The sequence below is a fragment of the Paenibacillus sp. MBLB1832 genome (genome assembly GCF_032271945.1).
In the GTDB taxonomy this organism is placed as follows: Bacteria; Bacillota; Bacilli; order Paenibacillales; family NBRC-103111; genus Paenibacillus_E; species Paenibacillus_E roseopurpureus.
The window spans coordinates 2,435,671-2,461,513 of sequence record NZ_CP130319.1 but is presented as its reverse complement, the minus strand read 5'-3'; the positions used below and the strand labels follow the sequence as shown (position 1 = coordinate 2,461,513).

Annotated in this window: 27 protein-coding genes; 8 read left to right on the top strand and 19 right to left on the bottom strand. The window is 46.9% G+C overall.

What is annotated here, in order from left to right; translation table 11 throughout:
• Positions 1-79: 79 nt before the first annotated feature.
• The 6 genes from MJB10_RS10720 to aroA all read right to left on the bottom strand — a co-directional run bounded on the left by MJB10_RS10720 (position 80) and on the right by aroA (position 7,061).
• Positions 80-661: a type 1 glutamine amidotransferase domain-containing protein gene (locus MJB10_RS10720; protein WP_314804643.1), complete on the bottom strand. Its 582-nt coding sequence runs from the start codon at positions 659-661 to the stop codon at positions 80-82.
• A 1-nt stretch (position 662) separates the two neighbouring features.
• Positions 663-2,402 (bottom strand): phosphoenolpyruvate--protein phosphotransferase, encoded by a 1,740-nt coding sequence (gene ptsP, locus MJB10_RS10715; protein ID WP_314804641.1) that lies wholly within the window; start codon positions 2,400-2,402, stop codon positions 663-665.
• Complete coding sequence (locus tag MJB10_RS10710; RefSeq protein WP_314804640.1) at positions 2,399-4,288, bottom strand: glucose PTS transporter subunit IIA; 1,890 nt, start codon at positions 4,286-4,288, stop codon at positions 2,399-2,401. Before MJB10_RS10710 ends, ptsP begins: the two co-directional genes overlap by 4 nt.
• Positions 4,289-4,468: 180 nt before the next feature.
• The gene (locus tag MJB10_RS10705) at positions 4,469-4,894 is read right to left on the bottom strand and encodes a CoA-binding protein (protein ID WP_314804638.1); all 426 of its coding nucleotides are present in this window, start codon (positions 4,892-4,894) and stop codon (positions 4,469-4,471) included.
• 13 nt (positions 4,895-4,907) lie between these two features.
• Positions 4,908-5,732 (bottom strand): C39 family peptidase, encoded by an 825-nt coding sequence (locus MJB10_RS10700; RefSeq protein WP_314804636.1) that lies wholly within the window; start codon positions 5,730-5,732, stop codon positions 4,908-4,910.
• Positions 5,733-5,762: 30 nt separating this feature from the next.
• Positions 5,763-7,061, bottom strand: a complete 1,299-nt coding sequence (gene aroA, locus MJB10_RS10695; RefSeq protein ID WP_314804634.1) for a 3-phosphoshikimate 1-carboxyvinyltransferase — start codon at positions 7,059-7,061, stop codon at positions 5,763-5,765.
• A gap of 219 nt (positions 7,062-7,280) precedes the next feature.
• Between aroA and MJB10_RS10690 the strand changes: the two genes are divergently transcribed.
• A complete protein-coding gene (locus MJB10_RS10690) occupies positions 7,281-7,580 on the top strand; it encodes a rhodanese-like domain-containing protein (protein ID WP_314804633.1) in 300 nt (99 codons plus the stop codon).
• 14 nt (positions 7,581-7,594) lie between these two features.
• Here MJB10_RS10690 and MJB10_RS10685 read toward each other — a convergent pair whose 3' ends face one another.
• Positions 7,595-8,104 carry a shikimate kinase gene (locus tag MJB10_RS10685; RefSeq protein ID WP_314804631.1) on the bottom strand — a complete coding sequence of 170 codons (510 nt, stop codon included), beginning with the start codon at positions 8,102-8,104 and terminating at the stop codon, positions 7,595-7,597.
• Between the two features lie 324 nt (positions 8,105-8,428).
• Here MJB10_RS10685 and MJB10_RS10680 point away from each other — a divergent pair, with 324 nt between their 5' ends.
• Complete coding sequence (locus MJB10_RS10680; protein ID WP_314804628.1) at positions 8,429-8,728, top strand: hypothetical protein; 300 nt, start codon at positions 8,429-8,431, stop codon at positions 8,726-8,728.
• Positions 8,729-8,736: 8 nt separating this feature from the next.
• Here the strand turns inward: MJB10_RS10680 and gndA are convergent, their stop codons facing one another.
• The 10 genes from gndA to MJB10_RS10635 all read right to left on the bottom strand — a co-directional run bounded on the left by gndA (position 8,737) and on the right by MJB10_RS10635 (position 17,433).
• Complete coding sequence (gndA, locus tag MJB10_RS10675) at positions 8,737-10,152, bottom strand: NADP-dependent phosphogluconate dehydrogenase (protein ID WP_314804626.1); 1,416 nt, start codon at positions 10,150-10,152, stop codon at positions 8,737-8,739.
• 30 nt (positions 10,153-10,182) lie between these two features.
• Positions 10,183-10,950: an SDR family oxidoreductase gene (locus tag MJB10_RS10670; RefSeq protein WP_314804625.1), complete on the bottom strand. Its 768-nt coding sequence runs from the start codon at positions 10,948-10,950 to the stop codon at positions 10,183-10,185.
• Positions 10,951-11,010: 60 nt separating this feature from the next.
• Complete coding sequence (gntK, locus tag MJB10_RS10665) at positions 11,011-12,573, bottom strand: gluconokinase (RefSeq protein WP_314804623.1); 1,563 nt, start codon at positions 12,571-12,573, stop codon at positions 11,011-11,013.
• Positions 12,570-13,841, bottom strand: a complete 1,272-nt coding sequence (locus MJB10_RS10660; protein ID WP_314804621.1) for a nickel pincer cofactor-dependent isomerase, group 22 — start codon at positions 13,839-13,841, stop codon at positions 12,570-12,572. The genes gntK and MJB10_RS10660 overlap by 4 nt, the downstream gene beginning before the upstream one ends.
• Before the next feature lie 16 nt (positions 13,842-13,857).
• The gene (locus MJB10_RS10655) at positions 13,858-14,862 is read right to left on the bottom strand and encodes a LacI family DNA-binding transcriptional regulator (RefSeq protein ID WP_314804619.1); all 1,005 of its coding nucleotides are present in this window, start codon (positions 14,860-14,862) and stop codon (positions 13,858-13,860) included.
• A gap of 95 nt (positions 14,863-14,957) precedes the next feature.
• A complete protein-coding gene (locus MJB10_RS10650; RefSeq protein ID WP_314804617.1) occupies positions 14,958-15,182 on the bottom strand; it encodes a type 1 periplasmic-binding domain-containing protein in 225 nt (74 codons plus the stop codon).
• Positions 15,140-15,283 (bottom strand): LacI family DNA-binding transcriptional regulator, encoded by a 144-nt coding sequence (locus tag MJB10_RS26705; RefSeq protein ID WP_397386594.1) that lies wholly within the window; start codon positions 15,281-15,283, stop codon positions 15,140-15,142. Before MJB10_RS26705 ends, MJB10_RS10650 begins: the two co-directional genes overlap by 43 nt.
• A gap of 172 nt (positions 15,284-15,455) precedes the next feature.
• Positions 15,456-16,052 (bottom strand): hypothetical protein, encoded by a 597-nt coding sequence (locus MJB10_RS10645; protein WP_314804615.1) that lies wholly within the window; start codon positions 16,050-16,052, stop codon positions 15,456-15,458.
• Positions 16,053-16,245: 193 nt separating this feature from the next.
• A complete protein-coding gene (locus MJB10_RS10640; protein ID WP_314804613.1) occupies positions 16,246-16,476 on the bottom strand; it encodes a DUF6953 family protein in 231 nt (76 codons plus the stop codon).
• 111 nt (positions 16,477-16,587) lie between these two features.
• Positions 16,588-17,433: a stalk domain-containing protein gene (locus MJB10_RS10635; RefSeq protein ID WP_314804610.1), complete on the bottom strand. Its 846-nt coding sequence runs from the start codon at positions 17,431-17,433 to the stop codon at positions 16,588-16,590.
• A 188-nt stretch (positions 17,434-17,621) separates the two neighbouring features.
• Between MJB10_RS10635 and MJB10_RS10630 the strand changes: the two genes are divergently transcribed.
• The 5 genes from MJB10_RS10630 (at position 17,622) to MJB10_RS10610 (ending at position 21,661) form a co-directional block, all read left to right on the top strand.
• A complete protein-coding gene (locus MJB10_RS10630) occupies positions 17,622-18,260 on the top strand; it encodes a YktB family protein (RefSeq protein WP_314804608.1) in 639 nt (212 codons plus the stop codon).
• Between the two features lie 108 nt (positions 18,261-18,368).
• Entirely contained in the window at positions 18,369-19,046 is a 678-nt protein-coding gene (locus tag MJB10_RS10625) for a hypothetical protein (protein ID WP_314804605.1), read from the top strand.
• Between the two features lie 163 nt (positions 19,047-19,209).
• The gene (locus MJB10_RS10620; protein WP_314804603.1) at positions 19,210-19,938 is read left to right on the top strand and encodes an ABC transporter ATP-binding protein; all 729 of its coding nucleotides are present in this window, start codon (positions 19,210-19,212) and stop codon (positions 19,936-19,938) included.
• The gene (locus tag MJB10_RS10615) at positions 19,935-20,963 is read left to right on the top strand and encodes an ABC transporter permease (protein WP_314804602.1); all 1,029 of its coding nucleotides are present in this window, start codon (positions 19,935-19,937) and stop codon (positions 20,961-20,963) included. The genes MJB10_RS10620 and MJB10_RS10615 overlap by 4 nt, the downstream gene beginning before the upstream one ends.
• A 98-nt stretch (positions 20,964-21,061) precedes the next feature.
• Positions 21,062-21,661: a TetR/AcrR family transcriptional regulator gene (locus MJB10_RS10610; RefSeq protein WP_314805568.1), complete on the top strand. Its 600-nt coding sequence runs from the start codon at positions 21,062-21,064 to the stop codon at positions 21,659-21,661.
• A gap of 56 nt (positions 21,662-21,717) precedes the next feature.
• Here MJB10_RS10610 and MJB10_RS10605 read toward each other — a convergent pair whose 3' ends face one another.
• Complete coding sequence (locus MJB10_RS10605) at positions 21,718-22,890, bottom strand: MFS transporter (protein ID WP_314804600.1); 1,173 nt, start codon at positions 22,888-22,890, stop codon at positions 21,718-21,720.
• Positions 22,891-22,923: 33 nt separating this feature from the next.
• Complete coding sequence (locus MJB10_RS10600; RefSeq protein WP_314804598.1) at positions 22,924-24,186, bottom strand: MFS transporter; 1,263 nt, start codon at positions 24,184-24,186, stop codon at positions 22,924-22,926.
• A gap of 172 nt (positions 24,187-24,358) precedes the next feature.
• Here MJB10_RS10600 and MJB10_RS10595 point away from each other — a divergent pair, with 172 nt between their 5' ends.
• Positions 24,359-25,828, top strand: coding sequence for an aminotransferase class I/II-fold pyridoxal phosphate-dependent enzyme (locus MJB10_RS10595; RefSeq protein ID WP_314804596.1), 1,470 nt, complete (start codon positions 24,359-24,361; stop codon positions 25,826-25,828).
• The last annotated feature ends 15 nt before the right edge of the window (positions 25,829-25,843 follow it).

Genomic DNA, 25,843 nt, shown 5'->3' with positions numbered 1-25,843 from the left:
TTCTACTTTGCAGGCGGCATGTACATTGCTTTTTCTGTATACATGATATTCTACGATGGGGGCAGATTTCCTTCTGCTTTCAGCATAGTAGTTTTTGCCACCTCTGGGAGGGAAGAGTTACTTTGCCTGTTTCCTTGCTGAATGTGACAAGTTCATCCACAAAACGTTTGGAAAACGCTGGAAGATCTGGCGGTCGACGCCCTGAAATGATATTTCGATCCACGACAACTTCTTCATCCAGCCAAGTAGCTCCCGCATTTTCAAGATCATCACGAATGCCTGGTGTCGAAGTCATCGTGTAGCCTTGTACGATTTTCGCCGAGATTAGAACCCACCCTGCATGGCAAATCTGCGCGATTGGCTTCACATCCGCATGGAACTCTTGTGTAAGACGCAGCACGTCTGAATAACGGCGAAGCTTGTCAGGGGCCCACCCGCCAGGAACATAAAGACCGATATAATCGGACGATTTCACTTCATCGAAAGCAAAATCTGTTGTAATGGGAACCCCATATTTGCCGTGGTAAACAGTTTTGGCTTTTGGACCTACAATGTCTACAATGGCGCCCGCTTCACGCAAGCGAAGCACAGGATACCACATTTCCAAATCTTCAAATTCTTCATCAACGAAAGCAAGCACTTTAAGCCCTGTTAATTCCATACTAGTTACCTCCAATGATAGATTCAGTTTGTTCGGTTTGCGCTAATAAGTTAATGATTTCATCACTTGTGCCGCACAGTAAAATGCGGTCCACCAACTCTTTGCATGCCGCAGAATCACTGCTTAGTAAGCGATGTTTAACTTGCAGCAGCGTCTGAACGGAAATGCTTAACTCCTCTATACCTAGACCTAGCCAGATCGGAAGTGCACGAATATCGGCAGCCATCTCTCCACATACCCCTACAGGTATACCTACACGTTTCGCTGCATCAATAACCGACTTCAGCAGCCGAATAACGGCTGGATGATAAGGATTATATAAGTGCGCGATATTCTCATTCATGCGATCAACTGCTAATACATACTGAACAAGGTCATTGGTCCCAATACTTATAAAATTCACTTCCCTCGCAAGGACGTCCGCAATAATGGCCGCGGCTGGTACCTCAATGGTAAGCCCCACCTCAATATTGGCGTTAAACGGAATACCAAGCGCGCTTAAATCCATTTTCGCTTTCTCAAGCAGCTCTTTAGCACGACGGACTTCACCCAATGAGGTAATCATCGGATACATAATTTTCACATTGCCATAATGACTTGCTCTTAGAATAGCTCTTAGCTGAGTCATGAATAAATCCGTACGATCAAGCGAGATCCGTATCGCTCTATAACCTAAGAATGGATTATCTTCTTTGGCCAGCGGCATATAATCAAGCTTCTTGTCGCCTCCAATATCAAGCGTACGAATGATGATTGGACGACCTTTGAGCTGAATCGCGGCGTGGCGATACACCTCGAATTGTTCCTCCTCGCTGGGCAAGGAATCGCGATCCATATATACGTATTCCGTGCGGAACAAGCCTACGCCTGAGGCACCATTGCGCAGCACTTGATCAATTTCCATCACAGAGTTAATATTCGCATGCAAATTCACCAAGCTCTTATCCAAGGTCAACGGTGCAACATCCGCAATCTCTTGCAAGCTTTCTTTGAATTCCAGCCAATTTTGTTTACGTGCTTGGTAGCGTTCGATCGTGATTTTATCCGGATTAATATACAACGTGCCTTCTTGACCATCGATAATGAGGAAATCGCCATTTTGAATAGGTCGAAGCAGCTTGCCTTCCAGCCCTAACACATAAGGAACGGACATAGCCCTAGCCATGATCGATACATGGGAATGCGTACCTCCTAAGATGGTCAGCAGCCCCAACACGTTCGATGGGTCCAAATGGGCGAGCTGTGAAGGCGTCAGTTCTTTGGCAACAAGGATGTATGGATGGTCAACGGGCGGCACTGTCGTGTTCGTATCCCCTAATAGATGCTTGAGGAGTCGATTGCCGACATCTTTGATGTCCAGCGCTCTTTCCTTCATGTATTCATCATCGATTAGATTAAACATCCCGACGAATTTATCAATGACTTCCTTAACCGCAACCTCAGCAGCTTTGTACTGCAATTCAATAATGCCTTGGATCTCATTCATGAAAATGGGATCTTCCAGAATAGCCAAATGCGCGTCAAAAATATACGCTTGCTCCTGCCCAACAACCTCTTTGATCTCTTGCTTGATGAGCTCCAACTCATCCTTGGAAGACCGGATGCCATCATATAAACGCTCGAATTCATACGCTAAATCGGTGACATCGATCATTTTCTCTGGAAAGTCCCACTCCCATGTTGGAATGACAAATGCTTTCCCCATCGCAATCCCTGATGATGCGCCTACGCCTCTAATCATCCGTTCGTCCCCCCTTCGGATTTAGTTGGTTTCAGCACTACGGACATAACAGAGCCTTGACCTTTCTTCACAGGCTTAAATGGCGCAAAGCTCCATGACTTCACAATGTCTGGATTCGTAATAATCATCGGCGTCGCCAAGGAAGAAGCGAATTTCTTCACTTTGTTATAATTAAATTTCACGAGCAGCTGACCTGCTTCCACGCGATCGCCTTCCTTCACTACCGCATTGAAACATTTCCCAGGTAGACTGGACGTATCGATACCAATGTGCAGCAGTACCTCAAGCCCTTCATCGGTCAAAATCCCTAACGCATGCATGGTTGGATAAATGTGCATGATTTTACCTGCCACAGGCGAAACGAGTTCTCCTTTTTCAGGAATAAACGCAACCCCATTCCCGACTAAGCGGGAGGCAAAAATGCGATCAGGCACTTCCTCGATCGGAATCATGCGGCCCTGCATCGGTGAAGTAAATAGCACAACATGAATATCTTTACGTAAAACTTTCATAATCTCTTCGCGAATTAGCTCTGAAAATGTTCCAAACACGACTTGAACATTGCCTCCTCCAAGACGTATGACGCCTGCTGCTCCTAAGTGTCGTAATGCCGTGATGTCCATCAAACGATCATTAACAAGCGTAAGTCGCAATCGGGTAATGCAGGCTTCAATCTTCTTAATATTGTCTTTGCCGCCAAGTGCCTGCAAAATTAATGGGGAACGATACGGAATATCTCCCGCCCACTCTTCCAACGAAGAGCCTTCCTCCCTGCCTGGTGTAGGGATTTGGAACTTCTGGATCGCCCAACGAAATAGAAAATAATACAGTAGTCCATAAACCAACCCAATCGGAATTAACAAGAAACCGTTATGGGATAAGTGTAAGTTGATGATGTAATCGATCGCGCCCGCTGAGTATGAGAAGCCATGGTGGATATTCAACTCATAAGCGATCCACATCGCAGCACCTGACAGGATGGCATGTATCACAAACAGATACGGAGCTACGAAAAGAAAAGCAAATTCGATCGGCTCTGTAACACCTGTTAAAAAAGATGCCAATGCCGCTGTCAGGAAAGTGGCCTTAATCTTCGGCTTTAAATCTTCCCTCGCTTCGCCAATGATCGCAAAAGCGATGGCAGGCAGAGCAAACATCATGATGGGATACAAGCCTGCCATATACATGCCAGCAGTGGGATCACCCGCAAAGTAGCGCGGCAGATCACCATACACTTGATCGCCTGAAGGTGATTGGTATTCGCCGACTTGAAACCAAAAGAAGTTGTTCAGGATATGATGTAGGCCCGATGGTACAAGCAAACGATGAGCTATACCATAGATGAATGCACCGAAACCGCCTAGTCCAAGCAATCCGCTGGATATCTTGCTCATCAGCGTCTCTAACGTGGGGCCAATTGCAATCATGACATATGAAACAATGAGCGTTGAAAGCCCCATCACCAGCGGAACCATGCGCGGTCCACCGAAAAATTGTATGTATTCGGGTAGCTTAATCTCTTTACAGCGATGATAAATGATGGCAGCTAGCAAGCCGATCAGAATACCGCCAGAAACCCCTAGTTGAAATTGCGGGCCTATTCCATGCTCGATCAGTCGAGTAAACATAAAATAGCCCAACATGGCCGATAATCCAGCGATGCCAGCACTCTCTGTTAGCCCCAATGCCACACCAACGGCAAAAATGATAGGTAAATAATCAAATATGGTATTCCCAGCCAGCAATAGCATGTCCCCAAAGCCAGAAGCATGAATGACATCCCAAGGCAAGTCACCGAGACGAAGCAGCACAGCAGCAATAGGTAGCGCAATGGTAGGCAGCATTAATGAGCGGCCAAGCTGTTGTAAGTTCCCCATCCAGTTCAAACGGATGCTACCTCCTTAGCGAGTTCAAGAGTCTCATTCTCTTCATCATAAGATTCTCTTATCAAATCGTAAAGCTTGTTTGCCCTTTTGTCAAAACAAAATCAGCTTTATTCTATACAAAAACCGCTATTCGTCGCCCTCATCAGCGAACAAATAGCGGTTTTCTTCATTAGGTACAACCTAGTTGTTCCGTGGATTCAAAATGGCGTCTTCGACCTTAATACACCGATCCATAATTACAGTCAAACCCCCATCACTGGCAATGCGCCCTGCTTCTTCGTTCAAGATATCAAGCTGCAACCAGAATACTTTCGCCCCGATTTTAACGGCTTCTTCCGCTACTGGCACAGTTTGATCTGCCCGACGAAACACATTGACGATATCGACAGGTTCAGGAATATCTGATAAGGAAGCGTAGCAAGTCTCACCGAGAATTTTATCTGCATTCGGATTAACAGGGATAATTCGGTAGCCTCGGCTTTGCATGGCTGCCGAAACCATGTAGGACGTGCGATCTGGTTTGTCTGATAAACCGACGACAGCAATATTTCCTGAATGCGCTAGCAACGCTTTGATTTCTTCCCTGGATGGATTCTGAAATGTCATATTCATCGCTCTCCTATTTGTTCATATAGGTTAGGCCTTGTTTCCCCATCTCTGACCAACTGTCAAGAAATTGGGCTTTACTCACTTTCACTTGCTTGGTACCACTCAAAGGATCATTGAGATACACATTAGATTCATCATAGCCAACAAGCACGACTGCGTGCTCGGAATAAGTCGTCTGAATCGGTCCAATCGGCGTATCCCAGGTTACCCATTTATACGGTTTATTATAATCAATTGTTGTCCAAACAATGACAGGAATGCCGTTTGCAATTTGCTTCTCGTACAACTCAAAGCTTTTACCCGTCAGATCTAAAGCCGTAGGAACATATTGCTTAAGAAGTGGGAATAAACCTGCGTGATAAATGCCGAATCCTCTTAGCTTGCGTGTCACATCGCCAACGAAACCAGTGTTCGGATTTCCCCAATACCCGATCGAACCGTCTGCATTCAACGACGCAGGCGTGTTATCTCGCGGCATTTCAGCCACAAGCTCCATCTTTGATTTATTGACGCCATAATACTGCAAGAGCATCGTTAAGCTTGTGATCTCACAGCCAGCAGGCAATTCAGGCAACTGTTCAATCAGAGGCACATCCAGCATCGCTGACTTCTTAATCTGTGGTGTTGCAGGCGCTGGTGTTGGTTTCACAGTCGCCTTCGTCGTTGCCACAGGTTGATCAGCAGCAAGGACTACTGGATTGGATGCGAAGAAGGCAGGCTCTTTTCCCGTTGCTTTGGCATAAAGCAAGACAGCAAAAACACTGCTTGCGAACGTGAGCCCCGCAACGAGAAACAATCCAAATGTCACCTTTAATCCTTGCCAAATAATCCTCATGCTGACTCACCCATTCGTTGTAATTGAGATTTAGGACTCGCTCACAAGCTCAACCTGCGCGCCAATCGAACGTAAATGGTCGAAATATTGCGGATATGACTTGGCCACATGATGGGCATCTCGAATCGTTAATCCTTGCTTGGAGCGTAGACCAACAACCGTCAGCGCCATAATGACACGGTGATCAAAATGGGCGTTTATTTCAACGCCGCCTTCTACACCCTCAGGTTTCCCGTGAACGATGATCTCACTTTGACGTTCCTCCACGTCCGCACCTGCTTTGCGAAGCTCATTCAAATAATCTGTGATGCGATCACACTCTTTATACCGCAGATTCTCAACATTATAGAAGCGGGAAGTACCTTCCGCGAATACCGCTGCTGCAACCATTGCAAGAACGGCATCTGTAAAGTGATCCCCGTCAAATTCACCTGCTACAAGACGTTGATTACCGCGAACATGAACTACGCCATTGTCGTGTGTTAGATTAACACCCATTGCACGTAGAACATCAACACACGCCTTCTCTCCCTGCTTGCTGTTCTCTTCAAGACGCAGTACGCGAACATCGGAGTTCGTCACCGCAGCTGCTGCAAGAATAGCAGCCGAACCTGGATAGTCGCCTTGGATAACATATTCTTTGGCTTGGTAAGATTGTCCGCCAGGAATACGATAGTGCATAAGGTCTTCACTCGCGTGAACAACAATTCCTGCTTGCGCAAGTACTTCCAACGTTTGACCCACGATAATTTTGGATTTCAAATCATGAAGAACTTCGATTTCACTGTCTTCTTCCAGTAAAGGTGTCATAAATAGCAAGGAGCTCAAGAATTGGGAGCTGACATTACCTGAAACCGTAAGTTTGCCGCCGCGAGGTTGTCCGCCTTTTATCGTAATGGGCAAACGTCCGTTATTATGTTGAACTTCCACACCCATTTGCTGCAACGTATCAATCAAATCATCATGAGGACGTTTACCTAAGGATTCTGGATATGTATTAACAAATGTGACGTCTGGACAAAATGCAGCTGTTGACATCAGAAAACGCAGCACTGCACCTGCATTGCCAACATTCAATTCATTGACATGCTTAGGATTTTTACCGAAACCTGTAATCACAATTTTCTCATCGTCTTCTTCTATAATCGCGCCTAAATCGCGAACACAACGTCTCATTGCATCACTATCTTCACTATGCGCAGGGTAATAGATCGTGCTTGTTCCATTCGCAAGAGCACCGATTAGCAAGTAACGTGTCGTATAGTTTTTGGAGGATAACGCATTAATTTCCCCTTGTAAATGGGAGGTAGGTTGAACGATGGCTTTCATGTCGGTTGATAACTCCTTCGCAACAAATAATTATGTAAATAAGAACGATCCAAAGATTTATTGACAGTGTACCATACGAAATCTATCTTGAAAACCTGCTGAGAGCGTCGATTACGAGACTAAAGTTGTACAAGTTTGGACAAGTTTGACATCACGACCGGATATTTTTATCATGATTAAGAGGGGTTGCTCCTCTAACCAACAAATGGAGGTCACGAAATGGAAACCATCCTACCAACTGAGATTAAAGCGAGACTGGCCCAAGGCGAAAAGTTAACAATTGTCGATGTGCGTGAAGATGAAGAAGTCGCAGAAGGCATGATTACAGGCGCTATTCACATCCCGCTAGGGCAAATCCCTGAGCGACTAAGTGAAATCCCTAAGCATGATGAAGTCATCCTCGTTTGCCGCAGCGGAAACCGCAGCAGCCGCGCACTAGGGTATTTGGAAGCTAATGGATTCAAAGGTCTCAAAAACATGACAGGCGGGATGCTAGCATGGGAAGACGAAGCTAACTAGCTTGTCTCTCCCTTCTACGCTAGGCCTGCTTGAAGCAGGATGCTTTCCACGATCTCATCCTCTGACATCGAGGTTGTGTCGATCTTAATATGAGCGAAATCATACGCTGTCTTCCGCTGCTCTATTAAAGTATGAACGCGTTCCTCGAGATTACCTTGGAGAAGCGGTCGGTTCGTATCCTTTTTCACACGCTCAATAATCGTCTGTGCTGTGGCTTGCAACGCAATGACTAAGCCATTGTCCATCATGGATGTCCGATTCGCTTCCGCTAGAACCGCACCACCGCCTGTAGCGACAACTTGATGTCTGCCTGTCATAATGCGGGCAATCGTCTTGGTCTCCAATGCGCGGAAATAATCCTCGCCTTTCATCCGAAACAACTCCGAAATACTCGTTTTCGCATCATTCTCAAGCACGGCGTCGGAGTCTCTGAATTTCCACTCTAAGCGCTCTGCCAGTCTTTTGCCCACAGTGGACTTCCCAGTCCCCATGAAACCTACGAGTACAAGATTGTCTACTCTCACATGAATCCCCTTTTCTCAAAAAGTAAGTCCTACAAACATTCCCAACATCATACCATAGTCCTTTGGGCATGAATACAATTCCATACAAAATCATATAGTAGTGTGAATAAATTTCAGTCCAAACAGTTAAGATTCGTAATAAACGACTACTCCGTCCTCTATTGCAATTCACCTTTGCGAAGCATAGGAGAATTGTCAAATGCAGGACGGGAGCGTTTATCCAGAAATATAAGACAATTTAGCAAGTGAAACTTACTTATAAAGTCCTATATTTTTAGAGAAACCATGCCGACAAGGAGAGATGGAGCTTTGAACCAAACTGTGATGAACCAAACTGTATCTTTCACGAACCGCACGCAACGCAAATTGGAGCAGCTGCTTCACCCGAGTTATTCGCTATGCAAGGAAGATGTCGTTTGGATTCTGGAGTTTATTAAGAAAAAAGTGGCTGAAGAAGACCCGATGATGCAAGGTCTTAGTCAACCACGATTAATGCGAAATTTCCGTTATTTTGCTGAGGTCTCCCTCATGCTCATCCACCGTCGCAACGGGTTTGACCAAGAAGCAGACCGCTTGAAGACATGGCTTCGAGAGGCCGCATATGGCCTGCAGGAAGAGGCTTGACGCCTGCCCTACTCGTTACCCATCCAGTTGTAGTGGAAGGAACCTTCTTTATCAACACGTTGGAACGTGTGCGCACCGAAGTAGTCACGTTGTGCTTGCAACAAGTTAGCTGGCAATCTTTCTGTGCGGTAGCTATCGTAATAAGCAAGGGCGGAAGCGAAGGATGGAACAGCAATACCGCGAGTTACCGCTTCTGCGATTACTGTTCTCCAGGATTGTTGATAGTTCTCAACAACTCCTGTGAAGTAGGAATCAAGCAGCAAGTTTTTCAACTCAGGATTGCGGTCGTAGGCATCCTTAATATTTTGAAGGAAGCGAGCGCGAATGATACAACCGCCACGGAAGATCATGGCGATGCTGCCATATTTAAGATCCCATTTATATTCTTCTGATGCTGCTCTCATTTGAGCAAAACCTTGTGCGTAGGAACAAATTTTACTTGCGTAAAGCGCTTGACGAACGGCTTCAATGAACGCTTTGCGATCGCCAGTAAACGCTGGAGCAGAAGGTCCTTTCAGCACTTTGCTAGCTGCAACGCGCTCTTCTTTCATTGCGGAAATAAAGCGAGCAAAAACAGACTCTGTAATAATAGATAGCGGTACGCCTAGGTCCAGGGCACTTTGACTGGTCCATTTTCCTGTACCCTTTTGCCCAGCGGAATCCAGGATCACATCAACCATCGGCTTGCCCGTTTCCCCATCGTATTTCGTGAAAATATCACGTGTAATTTCGATCAGGTAGCTGTCCAGCTCCCCGTTATTCCACTCCGTGAAAATCTCATGCAATTCTTCTGTGCTTACATTCAGCACGTCTTTCAGCAATTGGTAAGCTTCACAAATCAACTGCATATCGCCGTACTCGATGCCGTTGTGGACCATTTTCACATAGTGACCTGCACCGTCAGGTCCGATATACGTACAGCAAGCATCTTCGCCAACTTTGGCAGAAATCGCTGTAAGAATTGGTTCAACCAATTTATATGCGTCTTCTTGACCGCCTGGCATAATAGCAGGACCTTTCAACGCGCCTTCTTCACCGCCGGATACACCTGTTCCAACGAAACGGATACCGTGAGCTTCGAGCTCTTTGTTGCGGCGTTGCGTGTCAGGGAAGAATGCATTTCCGCCATCGATCAAAATATCGCCTTTATCCAAGTGCGGAAGCAATTGGTTAATTGTATCGTCAGTTGGTCCGCCTGCTTTGACCATGATCAAAATTTTGCGCGGCACTTCAAGTGATTGCACGAATTCTTCCACACTGTATGTACCAACAAGTTGTTTACCTGGCGCTTCTTGAAGAAGCTCTTTTGTTTTCTCAGCAGAACGGTTGAATACCGACACTGTAAAGCCTCTGCTCTCAATGTTTAACGCCAAGTTTTTCCCCATTACCGCTAGACCCACTACACCAATTTGTTGCTTAGACATGTCTCTCATACACCCTTCCGATATAAATGTTTAAATCGTCATCGCGCCAAAACCGCCGTCCACTCGGAGCACTGTTCCTGTAACGAAGCTCGATGCTTTCTCAGAAGCTAAATATACCGCAGCACCTTGAAGCTCTGAGGCTTCACCAAATCGATTCATCGGCGTGTGTCGCATGATGGATTCAACTCGTTCTGGCGACAAAATCTTACGGTTCTGCTCCGCTGGGAAAAATCCAGGAATAATCGCGTTCACGCGAACTCGACTTGGAGCAAACTCACGAGCTAGATTCTGCGTAATATTATTAACAGCTGCTTTCGAAGCGGAGTAAGTGAATACACGAGAAAGCGGTGGATCCGAGGATACGGATGAAATATTAATAATGCTTCCGCCTTCCCCGCGTTCAACCATGTATTTCCCGAACACTTGACAAGCTAACACGACACTTTTCAAATTGACCTCCATAATAGAATCCCATTCTTCCATGGAAATGTCAAAGAAAGGTGTAGCACTATTTTTGCCTGGGCAGTTCATCAAGATGTCCGCTCTGCCTGACCATGCAAGGACTTCCTTCAGAACTTGCTCAATATCCTCGCGTTTCGTCGCATCCGCTTGAAAAGTCTGTGCCTCGCCGCCAATGTCTTCAATACTCTCACGAACTTGGTCACTCTTCTCTTGGTTGCGGCCAACGATCGCTACCTTCGCACCATGTCCAGCCAACGCAAGCGCCATAGAGCCGCCAAGTGTGCTGTTTCCTCCAATAATGACAGCTGTTTTCCCTGTAAGATCGAATAAGTTCATTTGTCGTCATCCTCTCGATTGTTGTGTGCTTAGCAAATAATTATATTGCCTAAAGCCTACTTATGATTGAGGACTCCGTAGGTGCCCACCTTGAAAAGCGGTGATCGCGTCGAATTGATCTTTTAACTGATGATATACGCTTGTATAAATAGATGTCAATTGTTGATAGACGCGATAATCGTTTTGGTTCACCTCGTGAGCCTTGCCAACTTGGATCCATTGGTGCGCATGTGATAAATCTTCGATCTCTCCCATTGCGAGTAAACCTAGTAAAGCAGCCCCGATTCCGGAACTCTCGATCGAGTCAGGAACGGTAACGGCTGTGCCCAGCATATCCGTCATCATTTGGCGCCAGAACTCGGATCTTGCGAAGCCGCCTGAGGCACGGATCACTTTGGCAGGTCCCATCATTTGCTCCAAAGACGCAGCGACAGCTTGAATGGAAAACATAACGCCTTCCAATGCTGCGCGAATCATGTGCTTCTTTTGATGGCTAAGGGATAAGCCGAAGTACACGCCGCGTGCATTCGCGTTCCAGTAAGGAGCGCGTTCACCCGAGAGCAGCGGCAAGAACAGCAGCCCGTCAGAGCCAGCGCTTACTTCAGAAGCAAGTGCCGTCAAGTGATCATAGGGATCCATGCCCTTGAGACGAGCTTCTTCTGCTTCGGCAGCAGCGATATGATCTCGCACCCAACGGAACACGATACCTCCGTTGTTAATCGGTCCGCCCACGACCCAGAAATTTTCAGTGAGCGCGTAGCAGAACAATTTCCCGTCCGGGTCGGTTTGCGGCTTCGTCACAACACTGCGGACTGCTCCGCTTGTGCCAATCGTGACCGCAACAACGCCGGGCTCGAAGGCGCCAACGCCGAGGTTGGCAAGGACACCATCCGATGCGCCAACGATAAACGGCGTATCTGTGGACAAGCCCATGGCAGCGGCATCTGCGGTAGAAAGCCCTTGGACGCGATGCGTCGTTGGAACGAGTGTCGATAACTGATTCGGTGTCACTCGGGCATAATCCAGTGCGCCTTGGTCCCAATCCAGTTGTTCCAAATTGAACAAGCCAGTCGCACTCGCCAGTGAGAAGTCAATGAGATATTGACCGAACAATTTTGCGAAAACATACTCTTTGATGCCAATAAATTTATGTGTTTGTTGTACGAGCGCAGGTTCATGCTCTGCAAACCATTTCAGTTTCAAGAGCGGTGACATCGGATGAATTGGCGTACCTGTTCGAGCATAAATTTGCTGGCCTAAACCGCTTCGCTTCAGCTCATCCGCATATTTCGCACTGCGGTTGTCAGCCCAAGTGATACAAGCTGTCAGTGGCTCCATGTGCTCATTCACCGCGATTAAGCTGTGCATGGCTGAACTAAATGATACGCAAAGCACCTGCTCAGGTGTGACGCTTAGTTTACGTACAACTGCGCCAACCCCCTGTACGACAGCTTGGAAGATTTGATCTGGATCTTGCTCGGCCCTATCTGCGGCAGGTGTAAATAAGGGATATTCAATCGAATGCGATGCAAGTACACGGCCGTCGCGATCGATGACAAGCGTCTTCATACTTGTCGTACCGATATCGGCTGCGATGATGTAAGGCTTCTGACTTGGCGTCATTGGCTAAGATTCCCTTCTTCATCGAATGTAAGATCGTAAGGCTCGGATAAGATCTCGATATCAGGATGCTGACGAGCAGCTTCCAGTAAGTTCACCGAGATTTCGATCTCACCGAGGTGTAAGGTATCTTGAATGCGAACCAACTTACATGTGGTGTAGTCAAGAATATTACATGTTTTGACTGCTGCTTTAATCGCGTAGTAGTCATTCTCAAGTGTTGTCGCAATTTTCGTAGGGGCACATACGGTGGAAGTTAACCCATTGGCATAGGTGAATTCCAGATTCGTTTTATCCACAAGGCGCTGTGTTGTGAAATCAGCCGTACCAACGCCGTTGGCATTCCCCTTCGTCTCCGGTGTAAGGTCGAGGACAACCATTTTCGCCACCTCAGGTCCCCCGTGCGCGTAAGGCGTCGGATAGCGGCCCGTCACGTTCGGGTCCATGCCGTCGCCGCTGATGTTTTTACCGATGTAATCAATGACAAGCACATCGATTTCATCGAATAAAATTTTCGGCAAACGTGACTTCGCTTCAACTAGCAAAAGCTCCTCCCGAGCTTCGATTTCCGCTGCAGGCAGCACTTCCACCTGGCATGTCTCATCATAGGCATTCTCTACGAGAGCTACACCAAACACGATCGGCAGCTTCTGGATCATAAGATTGGCCATGGCTGGGACATTCTCAGCCATGTATTTAAAGCCCAATTGGTGACAGGCTTCCGCCCCTTTTTGCTTACCAAGGCCGATCGCGATCATCTTCATGATGCCGCTCTCGATACGACCGCGGAACGCGGTATGCGGCTTGACGCGGTTAATCACCACAATGGCATCCGCTTCGGAAGCGATGCGGTCTACATACACAGGCAACCCGTTGGGCAATTGGTCGATTTGCACAACTTCCATCGAGGAACGGATCGGCGCGCCCATGGATTCCTCTGTGATGCCGAAATGCAGCAACACTTCTGTTTGGCCTTCTGCTGTAGCACCGCCATGACTCCCCATGCAAGGAACGATGAAAGGGTGTGCCCCTCGTGCTTTAATCGCATCCAAGGTTGTTTTCGTGAAGCCTGCAATATTCGCAATGCCTCGGCTTCCAACGGCTACTGCGACTTGCTGACCAGGTAAAATGCTGGCCATAACGCCGCTGCTTTCTAATTTATCCGCGAGCTCCTGCTCCGGATTGCTCAGGATGGTACGGTCAAATTTCTGGCGAATTTTGACCATTTGCGGGATTGGAATATCTTTTAACAGTTCACGTAAAACGCTCATTGTCTTCTTCCTCTCATTAGGTATGCAGGGCTTTGACCGATTCACGAATAATCAATTCCGTTCGCAAAAGCACCTGCTCGGTTTCATGAAATTTGTTCTCTATATTGCCTAGGAGACGCAAAGCGCCTTCTGTACTAATTTGTTCAATCGGTCGTCGGACCGTCGTAAGCGCTGGCGTAACATACGCTGCAAAAACCGTATCATCAAAGCCAACTACCGAAATATCGTCTGGTACTTGCAGCCCCGCCTCAAATACCGCTTTGATCGCACCGAGCGCCATTTCATCATTACAGCAAAATACAGCCGTCGGTTTCGCGTCCAAGCTCAGAAATTGCTGCATCGCCTTGCGGCCGCTTTCCAGATCATACATCCCTGGCAAGCGATACATCGCGGGGACGGTAATCCCGTAGTGCGCCATGGCTCGTTCGAAGCCCTCTTTCCGATTCTGTGCGGACTTGAACCCTTTGCGTCCTTCAATCAATGCGATCCTGGAGTGACCTTGTTCGACGAGATAAGCACCCGCGAGAAAAGCACCTTGCTCTTCATCCGAAAGCACATTGAGTACGCCTTCAGTATCGACAGGCCGGTTAAGCACAACAAGCGGTATCTCTTTCTTGACAATATGCTCAATGATCGCTGAATCGTCATCACTTTGACTAACGATGATAATACCGTCGAAGCTTTTCTTCGTAATGGTATGGAAGCTGGTATAATCATCAATCCCTTTAACGATCAATTGATAACGATCTTGAATGACGGAATTGACGCCACGAATCGCCTCGTAGAAGAAACCGGCAGACGTTCCCTTGCTTAGTGTGGTAAAGAAGAGACCCAAGTTATACGACCGATCGAGAACCAGGCTTTTCGCATTGTAATTCGGCGTATAATCGAGCTGCTCGGCGATGATGCGAATGCGCTCCTTCGTCTCCTCTTGAATGAGTGGACTGTTGTTCAGCGCTCTAGAGACGGTCGTGTGGGACACGCCTGCCAGCTTCGCAATATCTTTAATTGTTACACTCATTCCATCACCTCTAGAAGAAGCATATCACAATCATGCACACGTTAACAATAACATTTTTACAATGAAAAAAACTCCCCTTTCAGGGAGCTTGTGCGTCAACTTTCCAATCGGAATCGATGTATATCCAGCAGAAAAATGCTAAAGTCGCTGGCTTGAATCCATACATCGTGCAAGCCCGCATCTTTCATTGCATGAATATAGCCAAGTTCCCGTTCTTTACTACGCAAGAATGGCTCTGGACCCCGGATATGAGCGATCTCCGTATGACCAAGCTCAATCAAATGCTTCGTCGCTTCATAGCCATCTGTAAAGTTATCCACAATGATAAAAGAAGCAGACTCACCGCTTGATTAATGACTCGCGAGACGGTAACAACGGAGAGTCCGCTCTTCTTCGCAACATCAAATATACTTACTTTCATGGATTCATCTCCTGCTTTTGAACAAAAGTTTAAGCGCTTTAACTTTTATGAAATAATTATAAACAAACCATTTTGAATACACAGGACTTGATTCTAAGCCCTAAAAACACATAAAAGAGAGTCCCGTATACATGCATACAGGCTCTCTTCTATTCCAGCAAACTATTCATTCTCACATCTCCAATAGCAACATTTCTTGTCTCAGTTCAATCAATTTAACCTTACTTTCCATAGCAGCCTTCACATCACCTGCAGCCAGCGCATCTTGCAACGTCGCAAGCTCATAATCCAATTCCATTCGTAAAATAGGGATACGCTCATCTGTCCGCTTCGATCTTAGTGCTTGCATGACTTCTTCTACGGTCACAGCAGGCTCCTTCTGATACAGCACCTTATGTTCGATTCCGCTAATTTCGACCATTCGGATAATTTCACCGAACATAATATTCTCAATGAGAATTTGCCGATCCTTAAATCTTTTCACCACCGCATGACCGCGCGTATCTCCGATCAGCTTCTCCATCATTTCAGCGAGCTTCTCGTCTTTAAACGAATAATTGCCAACGATTTTGTACTTCTCTCCTATACGTTCGAATTTCAGCTTGATCAGCTTACGTCCCGTCCGTATGGAAATGATGAATTGCAGCTCACTTTCGTTCCAATACAGAGAATAACCTTCTTGAATGAGTGCTTTAATGAAGTTCCGGATTAGCCGGCGATCAAATCGTAACTCTAGGTTGCAATATTCGACTTCATGACTCTTACTCACGGCAATCCCCTCCATAATGGCACAGAACCATTTGTTTAAATATTCAGACAACTTGTGTTGTTACTGTTATCTTATTATGAATTCTATGTTTTAGCAACTTGGATTATGGATATTTTTTTATGAGAAAACGTCCAAATTAAACGACTGCACCGCCCAACTTGGACGGCAGCGTTTATCGAGATCGTATGCTGGCTTAATGCCAGCCCCAGAAGAATCCGTCGCGTTCCCACGCGGCTCTTCCACCATGCAATTTCTTAAAAATTTTCTTTACTTCCTTGGAAATGGCTTGATTGCCATTCTCATTCACGTAAATAAAGGATTCCCCGAAATGTTTAATAATATAGTCTACGGCCTCTTTCTGATGCAGGATTCCTGCGGCTTTCAATTCCTGCAACATCCATTCCGCGACATCGTTCGCTGTCATCGTTAACCTCACTCCATTCCTTGTCCATGTCCTCATTTTAACATAATTACAAAAGAAAAAATCGCCCAGGAACTATTCCTGAGCGAAGGTACGGTGCAGAACTATAATTCCTCATTTCCCAGACTGAATATCGACTTTCGAAGAACTCCCTACCGAATAATCCAGAGTAGAATTGGCATTGGTGATTGGCGTTAACTTGATCGTTGTTCGGTAGTAATGACCGTTATCAGTCAACAAGTAGCTGTACGTATTTTCTTCCGTCAATTTATCTAGAATGATTGGATTGGACATGATGACGATATCATTTATTTTCAAATACCGGAATTGATCCACAAAGCTTTTCAATGCTTTCAATTTAGCAGGGTCCTTCTCTCCGGTTACGACGAGCGGCTCATAATTCGAATATGACATTTGCGGGGGCTCGTTTCCCCACACATTTCTTAATTCTGCCTCGCTGACATACAGCTCCTCCGTATACTTCTCCTTCGCTTTCCGCAGACCATCCGTACGAATTCCCATCCGCTGAACATCCACTAAACGATAATACGTCTGATCTGCCATATTGACGAGAACAGGATACGTGGCACCGCGATAGTCCATAAATTGCGCATACGGGTACTGTAAAACGATTTCAGAGTAGTTCGTTTGATTCCCTTCCGTTGGTTGATTCGGATTCACACGAGCATTCACATATATCGTTTTCGTGCTTTCGGTCCAATTGACCGTTGCGCCGAGGTAACCCGCCAATTCCTTCACAGGTAAATAGCTGGAATTATTATATATCAATGGTGGATTCGTTAGCTGAATTGCCTGTCCATTCACGACAACCTTATAATCACTTCGGAGATACGCATCGACACGCTGCAGCACATCCTGCGCATACACCCCTGCGCCAAAGCACGTCCCCATTAAGGCCCCGAATATTGCCACTTTTGACCATTTCGGCATTTTTTTCATCGTTTCTCCTCCTGTTCACTTCCATCTCGTCGTCCTTACTATTCGACAAATTCCTGAATTTCCCTGCCTATCCGACAAAATCAGTCCTATCCTCTATTGGTTCATACGAAACTCGCAATGCATTGCGAGATGGTGTAATTTACATTAGAATAGTTGAAAAATAGGATTTTGAAATGAGGTCTTTTCCAATGAGTTTTACAGGATTTACACAACATGATTTCGATACGTTCCATATTGAAGGATTAGACCGACGAATGGCCGCCATCCGCGAGCGCATTCAACCAAAATTTAAAACATTAGGCGACACCTTAGCTGCCGATCTGTCCGTGCAATCTGGCACTGAGATGTACTTACATATTGCCAAACATTTGAGACGCAAAATCAACCCGCCTGTTGACACCTGGATGGCCATTTGTCCGCATAAACGCGGTTATAAGCAAGTGCCTCACTTCCAGGTCGGCCTCTTCGATGACCGTGTCTTTATCTGGCTGGCACTCATCTACGAACTGCCGAATAAGAGCAACATCGCGACCACCTACATGAACCACCTTGACCAAATTCGCGCGGAGGTGCCCGCTGATTTCTTGCTTTCCTTTGATCATATGAAAAAGGATGCAACCCCCGTCGCAGAGCTTGACGTGAACGGCTGGAACGAATCGTTGATTCGTTTCCGTGATGTCAAGAAAGCGGAGCTGCTTATCGGCCGAAATATCAGCCATACCGATCCTGTTCTCGCTAATGGTGCTAAGCTGGAGCTGCTCATCGAAGAAACGTTTCAGAAGCTGCTTCCACTATACAACCTTGCCGTGAACACACCCTCCGCTTAATTTTCAGCAAAAATTTATGTTACATTAAGGTTATTTTCAATTAAAATGAGGCACTCCTGCACAGACTATGTCTGTACTTCCCATAAATAGGAAAGGAGGCCCGATTTGATGAAATCGACCACAATCAGACATCTGCTCGTTAGCTCCATCGCCTTCACTTGTATTTGGAGTGGTAGCCTAGCCGCTGCCGCAGCGCATCCAGATGAGAATCTGCAGCCTACTTTGCAAGTGCAGCAAGATGAGATGGATGCTGGGGGACACCATAAGCGAAAATGGCCCATTATTGAAGAATCCGCCACTGTCATCGGCGTTGACAAAGAAGTGCTTTTCAAATCGCTGAAGAGCGGAAAAAGCATTGTTGAAGCTGCTGCAGAAAAAGGCGTCTCCGAAGCAGATTTAACTGCGAAGCTGCATCAGATGCGGACGACGAAGATTGATGCTGCTGTGAAAGACGGCAAGCTGACCGCTGACCAAGGTGAACACATGAAACAAAAGCTGAGCGAGCACCTCAAGTTCATTCTCAATGAGAAGAACTTGCTGGCAGGTCATCCCGGCCATGGCAAGCACAAATTCGGTTTGAAGCCAGATACTGAGAAGCTTGCCAAGTCGCTCGGCATGACGAAAGCAGAGCTTCATACACAGCTGCATGAAGGCAAGTCACTCACTGAAATCGCACAAGCGAAAGGCATTTCCAAGGATAAGCTCGTTATCTCGATCAAAGATCAATTAACACCCTCGATTGAGAAATGGGTAGATCATAAGATGGAAACAAAGTCGAAGAAGTGAGACATAGCAAGGGTTTAGGGGCATTCTTAGGGATGCCTCTTTGCTATTTTACAAAAATGAGTGATTACTCACTTCACAAGCACATAGAAATAGCTTATGATGAGGCTAAGATTCAAAATGAGTGATTACTCACTTTATTCTCACTTAGAAAGAGGTGCCGACCATGTCCATGCAAGCATCAATTGAAGTCCATGGTGTCCATAAGCAATTCGGTGACAAAGTGGTTTTGAAAAACATTACGTTAACTGTGCCCCGCGCACAAATTTTTGGACTTCTGGGACCTTCCGGCTCAGGAAAAACGACGCTCGTCCGTATGATTTCAGGCATTGATGCAACCACCTCTGGCCACGTCTGCGTACTAGGTCAAACGATGCCGCAATTAGCCATGTTCTCTCAAATTGGCTACATGGCGCAATCCGATGCGCTATATGCGGAGTTAACAGCACAAGAGAACTTGTCCTTCTTTGCTACTCTGTACGGGCTTAGTGGGGCAAAAGCGAAACAACGAATTAGCGACGTGATGGAACTAGTCGATCTCAGCGCCCATTTGAAGAAACAAGTCAGCAACTATTCTGGCGGAATGAAACGGCGCTTGTCGCTTGCGATTTCCTTACTCCATGAGCCGAGAATCCTTATTCTAGATGAACCGACAGTAGGCATCGATCCCCTCCTCCGCAAATCAATCTGGACGGAGTTAATGAATCTAAGTCGTAGTGGGACTACGATATTATTAACAACACATGTGATGGATGAGGCTGATAAATGTGATCAACTCGGCTTGATTCGCGAAGGAAGTCTGATCGCTGTCGGTACGCCTGACGAACTCAAACAGGCCACTTCCACTTCCACAATTGAAGAAGCATTCTTAGTCTATGGAGGTGCCCGAGCATGAGAATTCGCGCCATTGTCGTTCGTATTCTTCGCCAATTTTTCCACGATAAACGCACATTGATGATGATGTTAGTTGCACCTATGCTCATTCTGTTTATGATGTCATTGGTGTTTAATGGCAGTACCTATGTGCCGAAACTCGGAGCTGTCGATGTGCCTGCACCTCTCATTCAGAAACTGCAAGAGAGCGGTGCTGAGGTGACGAGCTATACACTAGATGAAGCGCAGAAGGAGCTGGAACATGTCAAGCTGGACGGCGTACTCCGTATGAATGGAGCTTCCCCTCAGTTAACACTGGAAGGCAGTGATCCTAGCAAGAACAAGGCTGTACTGTTCCTTTTCCAGAAAGCGATGCAGAGCGCGGCTCCTGCTACAGCGGCATCGATCATGCCAACGATCGCGTATTTGCATGGTAGTGCAAATATGGCCGCTTTTGATAATTTCGGACCTGTGTTGATTGGGTTCTTCGTCTTCTTTTTCGTCTTTCTGCTCTCTGGCGTTTCCTTCCTTCGCGAACGAACAGGCGGAACGTTGGAACGATTGCTCGCGACACCGCTTCGCAGATGGGAAATCGTTGTTGGTTATATTCTTGGATTCGGTATTTTCACCGCGCTGCAGGCTACATTGATTGCGTGGTTCGCAACATCCATCCTTGGCCTTATGATGATCGGCTCTTTCTGGTATGTGCTTCTCATAACGCTACTCCTTGCACTTGCCGCCTTGTCATTAGGGACACTAATTTCAGCTTTCGCCAATAATGAATTCCAGATGATTCAGTTCATCCCGCTCATTATCGTGCCGCAAGTCTTTTTCTCTGGCTTATTCAGCTTGGATACCATGTCTGACTATCTCCGCTGGATCGGGCATCTCATGCCGCTGTACTACGGCGCCGATGCACTGCGCAATATTATGATTCGCGGGGCAGGCTGGGATCGCATTTGGCTGGATGTCATCGTGCTGACTTCCTTTACGCTCGTGTTCATGATCTTGAATATAGTGGCATTGAAGAAGCACCGTAAGATATAATGAGTGGATGTTCCTGAATGGGTGAAGAGGTGAATTATGTGTCAGAAATCGAACCCTGGCTTACAGAGCTGCTGCGGCTAAATGATGAAGAAGAGAAAATGACGGATAAGCAGATAAAAATTGTGCAAGCGGCGGTCGAAATTTTCTCGGAAAAAGGATTCGCTGGCTCCTCCACGAGTGAAATCGCGCAAAAAGCGGGTGTTGCAGAGGGAACGATTTTCCGCCATTATAAAACGAAAAAAGAGTTGCTCCTCTCGATCGTCGCTCCTATGATGACGAAGCTCATTGCGCCATTCGCCGTTAAGGATTTTACGAAAGTGTTGGAAGCGGACTATCCCGATGTGGAACAATTTCTGCGTGCGATTACCGTAAATCGCTTAGAATTTGCCCGTAAGCACTTTCCTGTGATCAAAATTTTCATGCACGAAATCCCATTTCATCCTGATCTGCGTGAGCAATTCAAAGAAACCGTTGCTTCGCTCGTCTTAGAGAAGGCATATAAAGCCATTCGGCATTTCCAAGCTCGCGGGCAGCTCATTGAGCTCCCCGCGCCGACAACGATGCGGCTGATCACGTCTACGATCTTCGGCTTCCTCATCGCTCGCTTCCTGTTGCTGCCTGATCGGGAGTGGAATGAAACCGAAGAAATTGATCGTACGATCAACTTCATCCTCTACGGTCTTGCACCGCGATCATAATGCAAAAAAAGCTGTACACCAACCCTAGCGGGAAAAATGGTGTACAGCTTTTTGTCTTAGGAAACGGCTCTCTGAGCGGCAGTTTGACGATCAACCAACATGAAGCGCTGCAGCAGCAGAATCGCAGCGAGGCAGAGCACGCCGCCGATGATGAACGGCAGCGAGTGGGCGATCGCGAACACCGCTCCACCGAGCAGCGGGCCTGCTATGCGGCCCAGGCTGTCCATGGAGGAGCTGAGCCCCGTCGCGACGCCTTGGCCAACCTTCGTACGCTGTGTAATCAGCGACGTCACACAAGGCCGTATCAGCGCGTTCCCTGCGCCGAATACGGACAAATAAATTGCAGCGGTTACGACGCTGCTCGAGTAGAGCAGCAGGAAGAACCCTGCTGCGGAGAGCAAGAGCCCTACGCCGATCACCTGCTGCTCGGCACCTTGCTTCACAAGGCGGCGGACAACGCCGCCTTGGATGAGCGCGCCGACAATGCCGCTCGCCAGGAACATCATGCCGATATCAAATGGCGTTGCACCGATTTTATCCATTTGATAGTACTGAAGTGTCGCTTCAAGTCCCGCCAATGTGAAGGAAACGAAGAACGACAACACATACAAGTATTTCGACGCTCCAGCGAAAGCGGTCCAACGTGAGGGCGCCTTCTCCTTCTGCGATCTGCGCTTGTCCACTGTCAAAGATTCCTTCAGAATCGCTGCTGCAAATAAGAAGGAAGCAAAAGCTAGCGCTGAAGCCACAAAGAATGGCGTGTACGTCCCCCATTTGCTAACAATGCCGCCAAGTGCAGGTCCAAAAATGAAACCTAACCCAATCGACATGCCAACCATACCCATGCCTTTGGTACGATTCTCTGCAGTTGTAATATCTGCAACATAGGCAACCGCGCAAGCTGTAGCTGCGCCTGAGAAGAGTCCGCCAAGGATACGGGATACATACATTACCCATAACTGATCGTTCGCAAAGCCGAAAATCAAGAAGCTAACGCTGAACCCGAGTAATCCCACTAAAATGATCGGTCTTCGACCAATACGATCGGATAAGCCTCCCCAAATCGGGGACATCAGGAAGGAAGCTGCCGAATACACCGATAGTAGCAGCGCATTGTGATATTGAGCACCTGCGTCTTTCACTACTTCAGGCAGTACAGGAATAATAATTCCGAAGCCGATAAAGATCGTCATCAGCAACAACATGATGATTCCAATCTGTTTATTCATGATGCTTATAGCCTCCAAACCAATTCTTTTACCTTATCGTACCATACCTTTTTTGGGGATGGAAATGAACATTTGAAGAACAAGGAGTCCGACAAGGACGAATCCGCTCAACAAGAATGGCGCGTGAAACCCGTATACATCCCACATTTTGCCCGAAACAATAGGACCTATAATCATGCCAAGCCCTTCAATTGTCAAAAAGAACCCCCAGACAGCCCCTCTCTTCTCAGGAGGAATAGCTGATGCAATCAGCGCATTCCAGGACGGGATAATGAAGGCATATCCCACGCCAAGCGTCGCAACAATGACATACAAGAGTCCCATTGTGTGTACATAACTAAACAACAGCAGCGCTGCAGCGCTCAGTGAGAAGCCGATCAGCAGAAAGGGGCGTATGCCCATTCGATCGACCATTTTGCCCATAGGAACTAGAAAGAGTACCGTCACGGCGCCTCCTGCGACTAGAAACATACTGTACTGAAACGATGTCAGCTTCAACACATCTCTTGCGTAAAGCGTCAGAATCGGCGTTAAAATCCCTAGGGCGAACGTTTGAGCAAACATGGCAGGAAACAATAAAGGGCTCACCGACATCGATCTGCGAACTTCACTGAGATAAGCGGAAATACGGTGAATCTTAGAATAGTTTTGTCTCCCCATTGTATCCTTTGTCGCTATCGGAGTCCCTGCACTCTTCTGCTCCTTTGATACCGCTTTGCGAGGAAGCAGCAGAGCAACGAGGACAACAACCGTCATGCAGCCAATTAGCAGCTTAAAAGCTAAGCCATACCGATTATCTCCGATAAAGAAATTAATCGCAACAGGGCCGAGCCCAACGCCTGACAGCCAAGCCATGTATACCACGCTCATGATCGTCGCTTTGCCCTCGTCCCCTGCTACCTCCGTCGTCCCTGTAATAACACACGGCCATAGCGGCGCCGTCCCGAATCCGAGCAATGCACATGCCAAGATCATCCAGCCATACCCCGATGTAATCGCCATCAGAACGACCGAGATGAACGTTAGCAAAACACCCGTCAGCATGGTCACCCGATACCCTAATTTATCAATAATCCAGCCAACGGGAGTACGCAGGACATTATCACCAATATATTGCGCGGCCAACGTCCATCCGATAATAAATGTGGAAGCGCCGAGCGCGGTTTTCATATACACCGGCAATATGGTGATGAGCAGTGCACCTTTCACAAATTCAACAACAAACATAATTATTAACAATTCGATCACAAAGGGCGAAAATAGCCGATTTTCACGCCATTTTAGGTTGCTAATCATCCGAATTCTCCTTATATTCACCTTTTTACATATGTTGGTGTTAGTTTGACCTTCTTTGGTACAAACTATTTTTTAAAAATTAACTTGCATGAAATCTCTGGTTTGATATACTCATTTTGTTTGTTGTAACTTCAGGACAAGCAATCCACGATAGAAGGGAAGCGATAATCAGGTGGATCATACCCGTACACCCCTGTTCTCTGCACTGCTTCGGCATGCTGAAAGAAATCCAATTCAGTTTCATATTCCTGGCCATAAAAAAGGAGTCGGCATGGACCCGGAGTTTCGCGCTTTCATTGGCGACAACGCCCTTTCCATCGATCTTATCAATATAGCACCTCTGGACGACCTCCATCAGCCGATGGGCGTCATTGAAGAAGCACAGAAGCTCGCTGCCGATGCTTTTGGCGCAGATCATACCTTCTTCTCCGTACAGGGCACAAGCGGCGCGATTATGACAATGATTATGACGGTCTGCTCGGAAGGCGATAAAATCATCGTGCCACGGAACGTACATAAATCTGTTCTTGCTGCTATTATTTTCGTAGGCGCTAAGCCTGTCTTCATTCAGCCTGCACGTGATAAAAATCTAGGGATAGATCACGGCATCCCGACACGATCCGTGCGAAGAGCGCTCGAGAAACACCCTGATGCCAAAGCTGTACTCGTGATCAACCCGACTTATTACGGCGTTTGCACGAACTTGAAGGAAATCGTCGACCTCGTACATAGTTTTAACATTCCTGTGCTTGTGGATGAAGCGCATGGCGTCTTGATTCACTTCCACGATAAGCTGCCGATGTCTGCCATGGAAGCTGGCGCGGATATGGCTGCGACTAGCGTACATAAGCTAGGCGGCTCCATGACGCAAAGCTCAGTGTTGAATGTCAAAGGAAACCGTGTGAATCCGAAGCGTATTCAGACGATTATTTCGATGCTGACGACAACGTCAACTTCTTACATCCTACTAGGATCCTTAGATACTTCACGCCGACACTTGGCGTTAAACGGTCGAGACATGGCGGAACGCACGATTGAGCTTGCGCATTACGCACGGAAACAAATTAACGAAATTCCGAATCTGTATTGCTTTGGCGAAGAAATTCTTGGCGAAGAAGCAACGTACGCCTATGATCCTACTAAAATTTGCGTACACGTTCGTAAATTAGGTGTAACTGGCTTTGAGGTCGAGAATTGGCTGCGTGACCATTACAATATTGAAGTCGAAATGAGTGATATGTATAACATCCTCTGCCTCTTCACCCCAGGTGATACGCAAGAGAATGTGGATATTCTACTGACGGCGTTGCGAGAGTTGTCACATATCAATGATGATGTCGTTGAGGTGAAAGAAGTCGTGATCAAGGTACCTGCGATCCCGCAGTTGACGTTAACGCCGCGCGATGCGTTCTATGGCGAAACGGAAACGTTGCCGTTTAAAGATTCCGCAGACCGCATTATCGCTGAATTCATTTACGTTTATCCACCGGGAATCCCGATTCTGCTTCCTGGCGAAGTCATTACTCAAGAGCTCATTGACTACATTGTGGAGCATGTCGAAGTCGGTCTGCCTGTGAAAGGGCCTGAAGATCGCAGCGTCCAACAAGTCAAAGTGATCGTGGAAACACAAGCGATCTTCTAGACTCTCTCTACCATG